Source organism: Gammaproteobacteria bacterium, from assembly GCA_035546635.1.
Classification (GTDB): Bacteria; Pseudomonadota; Gammaproteobacteria; order JAURND01; family JAURND01; genus DASZWJ01.
Genome location: DASZWJ010000046.1, coordinates 69,688 through 84,593, shown reverse-complemented (window position 1 = coordinate 84,593; position 14,906 = coordinate 69,688). Strand labels below are relative to the sequence as shown.

Genomic DNA, 14,906 nt, shown 5'->3' with positions numbered 1-14,906 from the left:
TTTTAGGGAAGCCATTGGTTTAAAATCGCCCAAGCCTGTTCTAGACCGGTTCGATCCAAAGAAGAAAAAAGTTGTACGCTAAGAGCGCCGGGACGGGATTGCAAATCCTGTTCGACCTGACGTAGCACCGAGGAAGCCGCGCCATGGCTCAGTTTGTCACATTTGGTCAAAAGGATATGCAAGGGAATTTCACAACGACCTATCCAGTTAATAATCTGCAAGTCAGAGTCTTTCATGGGATGGCGTATGTCCATGATTAAGATTAAGCCTTTGAGGGATTTTCGCGTTTCCAGATAGCGGTGTACCAATTGCTGCCAGCGCTGTTTCACGGTCAATGGCACTTTAGCATAACCGTAGCCTGGCAAATCGACTAGGCGACGTTGATCGTCCAGGCGGAAATAGTTGAGTGTTTGTGTGCGGCCGGGGGTTTTACTGCTGCGTGCCAGTCCTTTGATACCAGTGATGGCGTTAATTGAACTAGATTTACCAGCGTTGGAGCGCCCAATAAATGCTACTTCTGCGCCGTTATCGGGGGGTAAATGCTCAAGCGCGGGGGCACTTAGTAAAAAGGTTGCTTGATGGTAAAGGGTTTTTGAGGTCATAACTTGTCTTTGGTGGTTGTGCTGTATTCTTAGTTAGTTGCTGGCGCGAAACATAAAAATAGTGCCTGCGTAGGCGCACAAGTGTCCGGCTAACCACTGTAACCCCTCCCCTCTTGTGGGAGAGGGGATATAGAGTTTTACCGGACATTTGTGCGCCTACGCGGGGAAAAAGTCTTTAACGCACACGCGGCACCAACTCACCCGCGGCATAACGTTCAGTCATTTTTTCCAGAGACAAAACTTTAATTTTAGATGCCTGGCCAGAAGTGCCGAAGGCTTCATAACGTGCTTTACAGATTTCTGACATCGCTTTGGTGCCTGCGCCTAGATATTTACGTGGATCAAATTCCGTTGGATCATCTCCCAGTACCCGGCGAATGGCGCCAGTAAAAGCCAGACGTAAATCCGTATCAATATTAATTTTACGTACCCCATGGCGTATCCCTTGCTGAATTTCTTCAATGGGGACTCCATAAGTTTCACGAATATCACCGCCATATTGATTGATAATGGCTAGCCATTCTTGTGGCACGGAAGAGGAACCATGCATGACCAGGTGGGTATCTGGAATGCGCTTATTGATGGCCTTGATGCGGTCAATGGCCAGTGTATCACCCGTAGGTGGTCGGGAAAATTTATAAGCGCCATGACTGGTGCCGATGGCAATTGCCAAGGCATCTACTGCGGTATCTTTGACAAATTCTGCTGCCTGGTCAGGGTCGGTGAGTAGTTGATCGTGAGATAATACACCTTCTGCGCCCGAGCCATCTTCCTCGCCGGCCATGCCGGTTTCCAAAGAGCCAAGGCAGCCTAATTCACCTTCAACGGAAACACCACAAGCATGTGCCATAAACACAGTCTGCTGTGTGACCTTGACATTATATTCATAGGAAGAGGGAGTTTTCATATCTGCCTCTAGTGAGCCATCCATCATCACCGAGGTAAAACCCAATTGAATGGAGCGCTGACATACCGCTGGCGCTGCACCATGATCCTGGTGCATACAAATCGGTAAATGAGGCCATTCAGCGGCGGCAGCCAGAATGAGCTGGCGTATGAATTCTGGACCTGCATATTTTCTTGCGCCGGCTGAAGCTTGAAGGATAACCGGACTGTCAGTCGCATCAGCAGCCTGCATAATTGCGCGTATCTGCTCTAAGTTATTGACATTGAAGGCTGGAACACCATAACCGTGTTCGGCGGCATGGTCTAATAACTGACGTAAAGAAATAAGGGGCATAGGAGTGTCCTGTTATTCATTCTTGAAAGAAAGGGTTGGCATTATACAAATTTTTTTTACTAATTCATATTTAATTCCAACGGATAGGTTTAGATAGAGGTGGGATATGATATAATTACGCATCAAATTTTAGCTGAGGTGCCCTCAAAAATGCGCAGCAAATCAGGTAATGGCAATAAATCCACCATAGATTTAAATTCGCTATGGGAAGAGCGAATGTTTGGCGAAGATATCCCGCAAATCGACTGGAATCGCCCAGTTTCCCATCAAGAGGTGGAATACCTGCTGCGTTTATACCCCTATTTGCAGATGATTAATAGTGAAGCGGTCTGGGAAGAAGAAATCATTCCTCGATTTAAGAGGGCTCCAAGTGGTTGGGTCATTCATGATTATGGTCAAGCGATGAGTACTTCCCCGGGCAAGTATTTATTTGGCCCTGGAAATCCTGAGCTTAAAGAAGAAGAGGGAGGTGGGTCAGAGACAGGGGCGGGCACTATTATCACCCAAACTTATATTACTGCAGAGGCGATGATTGAGTTTGCCATGGAAAAAGGCTGGCCTGGTGTGGAAATTGTATCAGGTACGCCCTTTATGCAATGGGCGGCATGGATGGCGGCACTGAATAAAAATTACACCTTAGTGGGATACGAACCCACGGAAAAAGAAAAGAAAAAACGCGAGCGCATTTTACGTTTAGCTGGCGGTGTGGCGCCGAGTTTGGGAGTAGGCATCAGACCAAGCAAAACCTAAAAGCGATAAAAATCCTGAGTGCACTCGCGACTTGATCGCGGGATCTTAGATTTCGCTGCATTAAGCTGAGTAAAGGCACTACATGGGTTTAATCTGTCTCTATGAATTAGGACAGTTTAATGAAAATCTGTCTTTATGCGCAGAGACAGATTTTGTTAGGCATCACCCTGAAACGGTACTACCTGGTGGTTTAGGAGGCTTTGGAATAGTAGGAAGATCAAAAATGCTTGGTGGACGTGGTTGTACTGGAGCCTGAGCTTGCTGTGTTTTTAATTCTTCAGTTTGCTTGATCCAACTGGGTTTGGGCATAGGAGCTGTGTTGGAAGGTGCAGGCATTGCAGCTTTTTTCTTTTGTGTTACAGGCGTCGGTGATGCTGAGATAGTCGTTCCTGCACTAGTATATATTTTATTGCCGGAGTTGTTAGATTGCTGATTCAAAGAACCTTGTACTTCCCGGAATTGACGCTGCTTGGGATCATACCTCTCTCTAATGCTATTTCCTTGATTGTCGAGTAAAGTAACCTCAGCCGTTGGCGCAGGTTGGTTTAATTGATTAAATTTCGCTTGTAAACGTTTAGCAAAATCTTTTTCCGATATTGGCTTGCCCTTGAGTTCTTTACGGATTTCTATAGCTGCCTGATTGAGCAGTTTAAGTTCTTTATTACTAATTTTTGAGTTTGATGGATCATCGAGGCCAAGGACTGGTACATTGGCCTTGATTAATTGCTTAGCTGCCTCGCTGCCATTTTTTTCAAAGCCCTGGAGGGTGAGGGGTTTATTCTGCAATTTATTGGCTTTAATGAAGTCGAGACAATTTTTTACGATATGATTGTACTGTTCTCTGGAGGCATTGGGTGGAATTTCAAAGGTTTTATCAGCGGTTATAATTTTCGCAGGTTTGGGGGCTAGTTTCTGCCCAGGACTAGTACTGGAAGAAGATGTTTCTGCTGCCATGAGGAGGCCTCGCATTTAAGTTTTATAACCGTAAATTGTATGAAATTTTATTAATATTTTAACGCTATAAACTTAAGATAGTATGAAAGAGCCAAAATCCAGCTAAAGGCAAAGGAAGATTATCAGCTAATTAACAACTCCAACTGCAATTGCTTTTGCGTCGCTTTATTATTCGGTAGATGCTTGCCCATCAGCACCGCGCGGCATAAGGCCAAAGCATCCTCAGGGTTTAACTCGGCGAATATCACAATCAATATATCAGCAAGGCACTGACAGTCAGCCTCATCGGGGTAAATATAGAGTACTTGACAATACAGGGAAATATTTTGGCAAGCGAAAGCTGCGCGTTGTGTCAGTGTGCGGCGGTTACGCTGCCCCTTTTTGGGGGCTGCATCGATGATGAGAAGTTCTTCAATATGTTCTGCGGTTAATTCAGTGGCTAACACTTCCTCGCGGACTGATTCTACCCAGGTTGGCGTTAGCAGGGTATTTTTATTGAGGCCATTGCGCAAATGACGTAAAGGCGCCACGATGCGCTCATGCCAAGTGTGGATGCTGGTCAATAAATGCTTTAAATCCTGTTTAGTCAGCGAGCTATGGTTATTAGCGGCAAACCATAGACAAAACAGCAGCATATTGATATTGAGATTATAACGGGTCTGCAATCCGAGTAGATGGTCTTTGGTCTTTTCATAAACCTGGCAAGAAAAGCTCCAAAATGGGTGGTTTGGCAATAAAGCAGGGGGTTTTGCTGACATATGGTTAACATCCTTTGCCAAGAAGTATATACTCACCGTGTTTGAGATTGCGGTTTTTAACACTTAATATAATCAGATGAAAGATTGTGCATTTTATGAGATAAAAGACACGGTGAATATATTTTATTTTAAGAATAAGGGGGATACTCCCCCTTAAAATCCCCCATCGCCTAGTTGCATTTGAAATCGCAAAAACCGCGATTTCAAATGTGGATACTATACACTGAGAAAAATAACATTATAATCACAAATTAACAAAATTTTGTAGCAACTCACCCCCTTTGAAAAGGGGGTCGTAGGCCGTAAGGCCTGCGGGGGGATTTAAAGAGTTTGGGATTGCTAATATTGTGCTGAATCTCTTTAAATGCCCATAGTCCCCATTTTTCAAAAGCGGGAAAGTATAACCTGGCTCTATTCCCCAAGGAATCAAACTATGCATCCAATTCTAGATACTGAAAACCGCTATTCAGCCAATAATTATCTGCCATTGCCTGTCGTCTTAGTTAAGGGGGAGGGTTGTTATCTATGGGATATTAATGGCAAACAGTATTTGGATATGATGAGCGCCTACTCTGCAGTGAGCCATGGGCATTGCCATCCAGTGCTGGTGGAGGCTTTAACCAAGCAGGCGCAGCAGCTTTGTGTTTGCTCACGTGCTTTCTACAGTGATAAGTTAGCGCCCTTTCTTGAATATGCTTGTGAATTGATAGGGTTGGACAAAGCGATACCTATGAATTCAGGTGCTGAAGCAGTAGAAACGGCGGTTAAAGTTGTGCGCAAATGGGGTTATGTCGCCAAAGGTATCCCGGATAATCAGGCAGAAATTATTGTTCTTGAAGGGAATTTCCACGGTCGTACCACCACAGTCATTAGCTTTTCCTCTGAACCACAGTACCGTCAATGCTTTGGTCCATTAACCCCAGGATTTAAGTGTATACCTTATGGCGATGCCGATGCTTTGGAAAATGCCATTTCTGCTAATACCGCAGCCTTTTTGGTTGAGCCAATACAGGGTGAGTCAGGTATTCGCGTGCCACCTAGCGGCTATTTAAAAAAATGCGCGGAAATTTGTGCTGCTAACAATGTGCTATTTATTTCTGATGAAGTGCAAACCGGTCTTGGGCGTACTGGGAAAATGCTAGCTTGCCAGCATGAAGACGTTAAGCCAGATGGCGTCATTTTGGGTAAGGCGTTGGGCGGCGGTTTATTACCCGTATCTATGTTTTTAGCCAGAAGTGAAGTGATGGACGTGTTGAATCCGGGTGACCACGGCAGTACTTTTGGTGGTAATCCTCTGGCTGCAACGATAGGATTAACCGCTTTGCGCACGCTGGTGAACGAAAATATGGTGGCCAACTCAGCAGAATTGGGAAGTTACTTTCTCAAAGCACTATCAGCGATCAAAAGCCCATTAATTAAAGAGGTACGCGGAAAAGGCCTGTTTATTGGGGTTGAAATTGATACACGCAAAGTGAGTGCTAGAGATGTGTGTTTGCAGTTAATCGAAGATGGATTGTTAACCAAAGATACCCATGGCACTGTCATTCGTCTGTGCCCACCGCTGGTTGTGACACGCGCCCAGATTGATGAGGCATTAAGGATCATTAAGCACAGTTTGGCGGAAATAGAGCGGGTAATTGGGTAGTATCCTCCTCTTCAGTACTGTAACTCCCTCTCCCTAACCCTCTCATCCCGCAAGGGGGATTCCCTTCGGTCACAGACGGGAGAGGGAAATAGTAGCTTCAATCTCACAATTAAAACTATGACAAAACAACCCCGAAAAATTCTAATTACCACTGCCTTGCCTTACGCCAACGGCGCCATTCACTTAGGCCATGTTGTAGAATACGTACAAGCCGATATTTGGGCGCGATTCCAAAATTTGCACGGCGAAGAATGCTTATTTGTCTGTGGTGAAGACACCCACGGCACGCCCATTATGATTAGCGCTGAAAAACAAGGCATCACCCCCGAAGCATTACTAGCCAAAAGCAATGCCGAACACCGCGCAGATTTTGCCGATTTCAATATTAATTTTGATTTCTACTACACCACCCACTCCCCGGAAAACCAACAACTTTCCAATCTCATTTACCAACGCCTGCGTGAGCGCGGCGATATCGAAACACGCACCATCGAGCAAGCCTATGACCCAGTAAAAAATCTGTTTTTACCAGATCGATATGTCAAGGGAGAATGTCCACGTTGTGGCGCAAAAGATCAATATGGTGACAACTGTGAGGTCTGTGGCGCTACCTATCAACCTACTGAGTTGAAAAACCCTCTGTCAGTGTTATCTGGTGTCGCGCCGATACAAAAAGAATCGGTACATTATTTTTTCCTACTTGGAAATTATACAGAACAACTGCAACATTGGATGCGGTCTGGGCATTTGCAGCCGCAGGTCGCAAATAAACTAACGGAATGGTTTGAGACCGGCTTGCAAGCTTGGGATATTTCCCGTGATGCGCCGTATTTCGGGTTTGAAATCCCCGATGCCCCGGGTAAATATTTCTACGTATGGTTAGATGCGCCGGTAGGCTATATGGCAAGTTTTCAAAAACTCTGCGAAAGACGTCCGGAATTATGCTTCGAAGATTATTGGGGTAAAGACAGCACCACGGAACTCTATCATTTTATCGGCAAAGATATTATTTATTTTCATGCACTATTTTGGCCGGCAATGCTGCAAGGCAGTGGATTTCGTACCCCTTCTGCGGTGTTCGCGCATGGTTTCTTGACAGTTAATGGGCAGAAAATGTCAAAATCCCGCGGCACTTTCATCACCGCGCGTGAGTATTTAACGCATTTGGATTCTGAATATTTGCGCTACTATTTTGCAGCCAAACTCAATAGCCATATCGAAGACATCGATTTGAATTTCACGGATTTTGTACAGCGCATCAATGCGGATTTAGTCGGAAAGGTTGTCAATATTGCCAGCCGTTGTGCGGGATTTATCAATAAGCAATTTGCCGGAAAATTGGCGACAGAATTAGATGATCTAGATTTATATCATGAGGCAGTTGCAGTAGGCGCTAAAATTGCACAGTTATATGATGCACGTGAGTACCAGCACGCCGTGCGCGAAATCATGTCATTAGCTGATCGCGCCAATCAATACATTGATGCAGTCAAACCGTGGGTATTAGCCAAAGAGCCCGATTCAGCAGACCGAGTGCAAAAGGTTTGTACGCAAGGCATCAATCTGTTCAAAGTGATTATGACGTATTTAAAACCGATTCTGCCTAAAACCGCGAGTAAAGCGGAGCATTTTCTCAACACCGCTCCGTTAAATTGGGCTAACCTCGCCACGCCATTATTGGCACAGCAAATAGCCACATTTCAGCCATTATTGCAACGCATCGACCCAGCTGCGATTACGGCGTTACTCGATAAATCCACTGCCTCCTGATGAAAACCTTACAGCGAGCCTTAATCCGCGAAGATGAATGCATCGGTTGTGCCAAGTGCCTGACAGCCTGTCCCGTGGATGCCATCATCGGCGCGCAAAAATTCATGCATACGGTCATCACGGATGAATGCATCGGCTGTCAATTGTGTGTGGCACCCTGCCCAGTTGATTGCATAGAAATGTATGAGATACCTTTACCTTCTGCTGAAATGCGTAAAAACATAGCGCGTCAAGCACGAAAACGCGTTAAAGCCCGAAAATTGCGCTTAGTTGCGTCAGATGCTGGGCAGCAAAATCCTGAAATAAATAAAGTAGCAAGCAATGCAGCAGCAGAGATTGCAGCTGCTATAGCTAGAGTGAAAGTTAAAAAATGCAAGGAGGCAGAACGTTGTGGGTGACTATTTATATGACTCAAAAAGATCGCTTTGAAATGTTCCAGCGCTTTCAAGCGCAAAACCCGCACCCAACAACTGAGCTGCATTTCAGCTCTGATTTTGAATTGTTAGTTGCGGTTATTCTCTCTGCGCAAGCCACCGATAAGCGCGTCAATATCGTCACTCAGCAATTATTTCCCCTCGCCAATACCCCTCTAAAAATGCTGGCCTTAGGAGAAGCAAAGTTAAAAAAAATTATCCAAAGCATTGGTCTTTATAATACCAAAGCCGTTAATATCATTAAAACTTCGCAGCTGTTGGTTGAGAAATATCAATCGCAAATACCCAGGCAACGCTCCGAATTGGAGTCGCTGCCAGGCGTTGGGCGTAAAACTGCCAATGTGATTTTAAATAGTTTATTTGGTGATGAAACCATTGCGGTAGATACACATATTTTTCGTGTGGCTAATCGTACTGGACTTGCCAAAGGTAAAAATGTGCGGGAAGTGGAGCAGAAGTTATTAAAAGTTGTGCCACCCGAATTTAGAAAGCATGCGCATCACTGGCTAGTGCTGCATGGACGTTATGTGTGTACCGCAAGAAAACCTAAATGTCCGCAGTGCTTGATTGCTGATTTATGTGAATATAAAGATAAGACAAGTTCCTTATCATCCTGAGCAAGCCGTCATCCTTCGCTGCGCTCAGGATGACAGCTTGCTCAGGAGGGCAGCCTATTTGAGCAGTAAGCATCTATTTCTTTCGAATTTTCTAGTTTTTTAGGTGAAATTTTATGAGCTTTGGTTAGGTCAGAGGTTTTAAAAAATCCACTAGTTAGTTGTGATGTAGTCTCAGGAAGAGCAGGTAAGCTTGTAGCGAAAAGTTGGTGATTGAGCCTTTTTAGCGTTTCAAGCGCCTCGGTGTGCGCTGATATTGAGCATGGATTTATTAAAATTTTTTGAATATCTTGTAATTTTCTGGCGTGATCGATTAAAAAATCTGCAGCGGCGCGATATTGGAGAGCATTTATGTGATCTTCTGAGATTTTAAGACTGCCGGGTTTAGAATGAGGTAGATTTTCCTTTGGCAGCAGACGGTTTAAATTTGCAAGTTTTTTATAACTCTGTGCCTTTAGGATAATGTGATTGATAGTGTTCTGTAAAATAGCTAAGGTATTTTCATCAAGGAGATTATTCAAACCAGACATACTTTTATTCTCTAATCATATCGAGTTGCAAAAAAATATCACACTAGTTTATTCCTGATATATTAACCGAATCTTAACACTCTGCTAAATTTTTCAATTAAATTTCTTAATAGTTCTTTAATTTTTATTGATTATATTGGGTTTTAAATTTTGTATTTGCCGTGCAGCAAGCAGACTCAGTCTGTAAATTTAGAATTAGGTGAATAATATTATGTCAGAGCTACAATCGGAACGGGATAAAAAAATTTCACGCATACCACTAATTTTTGCGGAAATAGAAGAAGATATATGTAAGTTAGATGAAACATTAAACGCGCTAGATCACACCTTGGTTAACCCAAAAACATTATCTTCGTACGATGAATTTGTAGAAAAATTTACAAGTAAGCAAACGGAAGTGCACACTATTTTAAAATCTTCTGGAGACATACATCCTCTGACTAATCAATATAGGGATAAAATAAGTCAATATGTTAAAGAATTGGGTAACAAATTAATTGTATATTTCGATGAACCTACTGCGAAATACAAAAAAATATGTGATAAATATCGTGAGCTATATGAAAAAATAACACGTGAGGCGCAAGTGGGGCAAGAGGCAATAACTCAGCTTCGTTTGCTTCGCTTGGCAGTAATAGTAAAAATGCTATTTGAATGGATTTTGCAATTTCTTGATGATAAATTACCTGTAAAAGAAAGTCTTAGGATTTTAAACGAGGATATCTCTAAATTAAAATTGAACCGAGAATATGAATTAATTTTAACAAAATCTCGTATAGAGAAACTCGTAAAATCTTCAGGTACTCCTTGGAGTATTGATGCTATTTTTGCCGCATATGAACCACCTGGTGATTTGAAGTCAAATCCTCAGGATCAAAGGACCCCCACAATTCCAATTCCTCCGCATGCTGCTTCACAGCAAAAATCACCTCAGGAAAAAAAATCTGCACCAAATAATTTACCCAAACAGAGCGATACTACAAAAAATAATCAAGCTAAACTACAAGCAATCTTCCCTGGGATGAAAGAAAATCTAAAAAAGTTGGATTTAGCGATAACAGAATTAGATAAGATTCTAGTTGACCCAACTGTAGATTTTCTTGCCGTTATTCGAGATTTTAAAAATCAACAAGCTCGTGCTGCTGCTATACTGGAAAAATATAAATCGGCAGAAGCATACAAAAAACGCTTAAATCACTATAAAGAGGAATATACTAAGAAAAAGGGACAGTATGAAAAAAAATTAGAAGCAATGTGTCTAGAGTTATGTAGGAAATACCAGAAATTAGAGACTGAATATAATAAAGTGCAAGATGGAAATAATGCGCTCCTATTTTTACAGCTATTATTGGCGGGAGATTTGCTATTTGCATGGCTATATAATCTTACTAAAGATCAGCCATTACATGAAGAAAGTAAAGTTATAAAATTTAGGATGACAGTAATCGCAAGTGATTTGAATATGTACGCAAGTAAGGATTTAGTATCGAGAGTTGCAACCAATGTTCGTACAAAAATGCAAGAATGTTCACAAAAATCTCTAGATATTGTCTCCACGCTTCAGAAGGCATGCGAATCCCTGCCGATACTCAGCGACATAAAAACTACTCAAATAAGTAACAAGAAACTCGATTCATCTTACAATAAGCCTGAGAAAAAAAATACTACACAAAATTTAACTGTTCACGATATAAAGACATCTATAATTTCTTCAACTCATGCCCCACAACAAAACAATAAATCCACTCAAGATTTAGCTACTTTACACTCTGTTTTAGTAACGATGAAGGAAGATATGGGCAAATTGGATTTGGCGATGGAAGAATTAGATAAAGTATTGGCCGATCCAACTGTAGATTTTCTTTCTGTTATCCATGATCTTGAAAAGCAATATGCGCATGCTATAACTATGCTAGAAAGAAATGAATCTCAGGCGATAGAAAAATACAAAAACTCTTTAAATGAATATAAAGAGGAATATACCAGAAAAAAAGCACAGTATGTAAATAAATTAGAAAAAATATGTTCAGATTTATGTGAGAAATATGGTCAATTAGAAGAAGAAAAATCTACGAAATTAGCCAAAGCTACACGAGAAAGTAAAAAAAATCCAAAGCTTAAAGTAAATCCTGAAGATTTCTTTTCATTTTGGCAGCTATTAGCGGCAGGCACTGCGCTATTTGGTTGGCTATCTAAATTCACTAAAGCCGCTTCACTAAAGACAAACGACAAAATAGCATCTGCTCTGGAAGAAATCACCCGTGATTTCAAAGAACAAGGAGACCCGAACCCTTCAGCAGTATTGAGAATATCAGCTAATGTTCTCATACAAATACAACAAAGCTCGCGACAATCCCTAGGTATTGCCGCCATTCTTCAAAAGGCATGCGAACCTATAGCGGCACTCCGGGACTTAAAAAATACACTTTCTCAGGCAAGCATCAACAAGAATCCAACAAGCGAAGACTTTCAACCCAATACGCCTAAAAAATTACAACTTCCCCCACAACCTCTTCCCAAAACAGATAATCACAAAAAACACCTGACAGGAAATACCGAACCTAACAATCTAACAGAGAATATAGAAACAAAAAGCAAATTCAAATCGCCTGTCGAAAATACTACAATATCTGACCTAGACTCGAAAAAGTTAATCCCTACAAAAAAACTAAAAAAAACCACTGCTGATGTTATCGATGATTTGCTGGCAAGATCTAGAAATACATTGCAAGATTTAAAGAACTTGGTTAATGAAGTCGTCGATCAATCGAAAAAACACAAACCAAATAAAATTAAAACTGAACAAGATTATATAAAGTCAGTAAAAAATGATTTAACAAACTGTCATAAACAAATTTCTTTACTAAAAAATAAAGACGCAGATAAAAAGCCAAAATATTTTGGACAGATAAAAAATCTTGAGGCTGAACTAGAAAAACTAGAACTGATAGTTAACAAAAAATCTGAAGTGCCTGTGTCTGCTTCTCAATCATTTATTAAACCAGTCACAGATGATTTATCCGCAGCCACAGCAATTACGCCTTCCACAAAAAAACCTGACAAAAAACATAAACCTAAAATATCTGCAAAAAAATTAAAACAGCAAAAGAAGCAAAATAAAAAGGAAAGACAAAAGGTTAAACCTAAATCTTCAATAGATAAAGAGCAAGCTGTAGAAAATAGCTCGCCAGAAGTTTTAACCGATAAATTAGATGAAGAAGCGCGGGATTTGCTGAAAGATCATAAATTGCTAAATAATAATCAAAAAACTCAAACAGAAGACGAAAACCCAACTCCACCTATTCAACATCAACGCAGCAAAGCAACAGAAATTAACTTAAGTAAAGCATCAACCCAAGACTCATCTATCGATAAATCTGAGCAGCCACCTGAGCAGAAAAATAGCAGTATACAATCATCATCTCAAACATCCCCAGACAAAATACCAGATGAAGTACTTGGCGATCAGGATAGAGATATAGAATCGCCAGAACATGAAATACCAGAGGAAAGCTCTTTAACGTCGAATCAGACATCTTTCCCAACAGCATCCGAGCAATTCGATGAAAACAGCGGTAATACACAGCCATTATCTCAAATTGTCGCATCCCCACACATCCCACCCCTTACTCACGGAATTGATTTGGAAAGGGGAGAGAGCGAGGCTGACGATGCTCAAGGATTACAAAATTTCTCAGATATTACATTAGATGAAGATAACGGCTCATCCCATATAGAAGACGTCATCCCGGTAGAGATACCAAGAGAAAGCAAACAAGAAGGTGAAAGTTTCCCATCCCTGGAATCTGGAGCTTTGTATCCTTACGAGGACGATATCCAAGTAGCTACAGATGAAGAACTTTATTTCGAAGATGTGGCAATGGGGCTACAAAATGAAGAACTGGAAGAGACTTATTCAGGGACAGTCCCAACCTATTTAACGGAAGATTTTGCACAATTTGATGCTAAAAACAATCACAGCAGAAAATTATTATACCAAACCGCCTTTGATACACCAAAGGATGAGGAACTCTATTATCCATATGACGCTAGCGAGCCACTAGAACATGGGCGGGAAGGAACACAAGATGATTCGAAAAACTCCTTTACTGCGCAGCCAAGTGCGTATCAGCGAATTCCAACGGCACATTCTTTTACGCCTCATTTCTTTCAGCCTTCAACAACTCAACCACTTGAAACTAAAAAAAATGATTTAAAGGACATGCTAGTGCAGCTGGGAATAATGCCTGGTCTTCCAGAAAAACAAGAAGTTGACCTGCAACAACCGCCATTACCTCCTCGGAAATTTACTAAACTTCCTGAAGAATTTTCTTTAAAAGATTTGGAAGGAATCTTAACTCCTGAAAAAAAGACTGCACTGACTAAAGCCGTTGAGCTCATAGAAGAGCTAAGAAAAATTGGCGTCAATGCTTATGTGAGTGGCTCATTTCTGACTGAATGCGCGTATTCTTTATTAACGGATGGAAAATTTGAGGCTAAAGATATTGATTTAGTGATCGAATTACCCAAAGACATGACTCTAGCTGAATTATTAAAAAAGGTTCCCTTAACAACACGTAGTTTTCCTTTTCAAGCTGGGGATAGCGATGGTCGTACTTTTCAGAATTATTTCAGCACTGATAAAAAAAGCACCAGGGTTGAACTTTCCGTTAGAACTAAAGACTATGTCAGTAATGATAACCCATTTCCTTTAACGGGCGGTAAAATGTTTCTTCGTGCTGATCCAGAAGCTGGGATTAAATTTAAATTTGATCAGGCGTATATAAAAAAATCAGAATCGTATATAAAAAATAAAAAATTTCCTGTACATCTATCATCGCCTGAAGGACTAAGTAATATACGGCATTTTTTTCCGCGGTTTGCCAAATATCTGCCGCGCTGTCAACGGGGAATTCAAATGCTTTACTATTATGACTTTAAAAAATCGATTCAGCAGTTGCCAGCAGATAAACTCAGTGATTATTTAGAAAATTACTTCAAACATGTGTTAAGGCTGGGCGGGCTCAATGTTAAGGTAAAACATCATTTTGCCGGGATGGTAAAAATGATACAGGAAGGCAATTTTACTGATCCGTTAGCACTCACGATTATACAACCTTTTTGTAGAGCGTTACTTAGCTTTGTGCCAGGAGTCACGCAATTGCCGCCGGAATACTTAATTCGAGCCGGAAAAGCAATGGCTGACATTCTTCAGCATTATTTTAAGGCTCATAGTAAAGATGCTCCAGGTTTCTCTGAAATTACTAACTCATTTAGGTCTCAAGAAACAATTCTGTCATTGGCATCTATTAGTCATAGTAACCAAATATCTGGGTGGGCAGAATTGCTTTATAAAAGTAGGTACTCGGTAAGTTCATTAACTCAGCATTGGCGCACGCCTACAAAACAAGTTCCAGCGCAACAAGGCTTGAAAACAACAGCGCTAATAACAGAAGAAGTTTCGACTTTGGCGCAAGATCAAGGATATGATCGTGTTCATTAAAAATTGTAACTAGTCGCCGGAAACTTAAAAAATGCACGTCGTCCCGGCATGGATGCCGGGATCCAGCTGACAGGGAAGTTAAAGTTTCGCTTTCCTGCTTCCTTTC

General features: G+C 41.4%; 10 protein-coding genes and 1 pseudogene. 6 read left to right on the top strand and 5 right to left on the bottom strand.

Features of this window, described 5'->3' with window-relative positions; genetic code table 11:
* Positions 1-2: 2 nt before the first annotated feature.
* Together yihA and fba are read right to left on the bottom strand one after the other, a co-directional pair.
* Positions 3-602 (bottom strand): ribosome biogenesis GTP-binding protein YihA/YsxC, encoded by a 600-nt coding sequence (gene yihA / locus VHE99_12540; protein HVV69834.1) that lies wholly within the window; start codon positions 600-602, stop codon positions 3-5.
* A gap of 175 nt (positions 603-777) precedes the next feature.
* The gene (gene fba / locus VHE99_12535) at positions 778-1,842 is read right to left on the bottom strand and encodes a class II fructose-bisphosphate aldolase (protein ID HVV69833.1); all 1,065 of its coding nucleotides are present in this window, start codon (positions 1,840-1,842) and stop codon (positions 778-780) included.
* A 150-nt stretch (positions 1,843-1,992) separates the two neighbouring features.
* Between fba and VHE99_12530 the strand changes: the two genes are divergently transcribed.
* The gene (locus tag VHE99_12530) at positions 1,993-2,592 is read left to right on the top strand and encodes a hypothetical protein (protein ID HVV69832.1); all 600 of its coding nucleotides are present in this window, start codon (positions 1,993-1,995) and stop codon (positions 2,590-2,592) included.
* Between the two features lie 162 nt (positions 2,593-2,754).
* Here VHE99_12530 and VHE99_12525 read toward each other — a convergent pair whose 3' ends face one another.
* Positions 2,755-3,546: a hypothetical protein gene (locus tag VHE99_12525; GenBank protein ID HVV69831.1), complete on the bottom strand. Its 792-nt coding sequence runs from the start codon at positions 3,544-3,546 to the stop codon at positions 2,755-2,757.
* 122 nt (positions 3,547-3,668) lie between these two features.
* Positions 3,669-4,304, bottom strand: coding sequence for a TIGR02444 family protein (locus VHE99_12520; protein HVV69830.1), 636 nt, complete (start codon positions 4,302-4,304; stop codon positions 3,669-3,671).
* A 433-nt stretch (positions 4,305-4,737) separates the two neighbouring features.
* Here VHE99_12520 and rocD point away from each other — a divergent pair, with 433 nt between their 5' ends.
* The 4 genes and pseudogenes from rocD to nth all read left to right on the top strand — a co-directional run bounded on the left by rocD (position 4,738) and on the right by nth (position 8,770).
* Positions 4,738-5,949, top strand: coding sequence for an ornithine--oxo-acid transaminase (gene rocD, locus VHE99_12515; GenBank protein HVV69829.1), 1,212 nt, complete (start codon positions 4,738-4,740; stop codon positions 5,947-5,949).
* Positions 5,950-6,066: 117 nt separating this feature from the next.
* A pseudogene (gene metG, locus VHE99_12510) lies at positions 6,067-7,707 on the top strand (methionine--tRNA ligase).
* A gap of 11 nt (positions 7,708-7,718) precedes the next feature.
* Positions 7,719-8,117, top strand: coding sequence for an RnfABCDGE type electron transport complex subunit B (locus tag VHE99_12505; GenBank protein HVV69828.1), 399 nt, complete (start codon positions 7,719-7,721; stop codon positions 8,115-8,117).
* Positions 8,118-8,125: 8 nt separating this feature from the next.
* Positions 8,126-8,770 (top strand): endonuclease III, encoded by a 645-nt coding sequence (gene nth / locus VHE99_12500; protein HVV69827.1) that lies wholly within the window; start codon positions 8,126-8,128, stop codon positions 8,768-8,770.
* Positions 8,771-8,811: 41 nt separating this feature from the next.
* Here the strand turns inward: nth and VHE99_12495 are convergent, their stop codons facing one another.
* Entirely contained in the window at positions 8,812-9,297 is a 486-nt protein-coding gene (locus VHE99_12495; GenBank protein ID HVV69826.1) for a hypothetical protein, read from the bottom strand.
* Positions 9,298-9,508: 211 nt separating this feature from the next.
* Here VHE99_12495 and VHE99_12490 point away from each other — a divergent pair, with 211 nt between their 5' ends.
* A complete protein-coding gene (locus VHE99_12490) occupies positions 9,509-14,800 on the top strand; it encodes a hypothetical protein (GenBank protein ID HVV69825.1) in 5,292 nt (1,763 codons plus the stop codon).
* Positions 14,801-14,906: the final 106 nt, after the last annotated feature.

Bases quoted from the DNA above. Each gene is read 5' to 3' on its own strand.
- yihA (HVV69834.1), bottom strand. From the start codon at position 602: ATGACCTCAAAAACCCTTTACCATCAAGCAACCTTTTTACTAAGTGCC.
- fba (HVV69833.1), bottom strand. From the start codon at position 1,842: ATGCCCCTTATTTCTTTACGTCAGTTATTAGACCATGCCGCCGAACAC.
- VHE99_12530 (HVV69832.1), top strand. From the start codon at position 1,993: ATGCGCAGCAAATCAGGTAATGGCAATAAATCCACCATAGATTTAAAT.
- VHE99_12525 (HVV69831.1), bottom strand. From the start codon at position 3,546: ATGGCAGCAGAAACATCTTCTTCCAGTACTAGTCCTGGGCAGAAACTA.
- VHE99_12520 (HVV69830.1), bottom strand. From the start codon at position 4,304: ATGTCAGCAAAACCCCCTGCTTTATTGCCAAACCACCCATTTTGGAGC.
- rocD (HVV69829.1), top strand. From the start codon at position 4,738: ATGCATCCAATTCTAGATACTGAAAACCGCTATTCAGCCAATAATTAT.
- VHE99_12505 (HVV69828.1), top strand. From the start codon at position 7,719: ATGAAAACCTTACAGCGAGCCTTAATCCGCGAAGATGAATGCATCGGT.
- nth (HVV69827.1), top strand. From the start codon at position 8,126: ATGACTCAAAAAGATCGCTTTGAAATGTTCCAGCGCTTTCAAGCGCAA.
- VHE99_12495 (HVV69826.1), bottom strand. From the start codon at position 9,297: ATGTCTGGTTTGAATAATCTCCTTGATGAAAATACCTTAGCTATTTTA.
- VHE99_12490 (HVV69825.1), top strand. From the start codon at position 9,509: ATGTCAGAGCTACAATCGGAACGGGATAAAAAAATTTCACGCATACCA.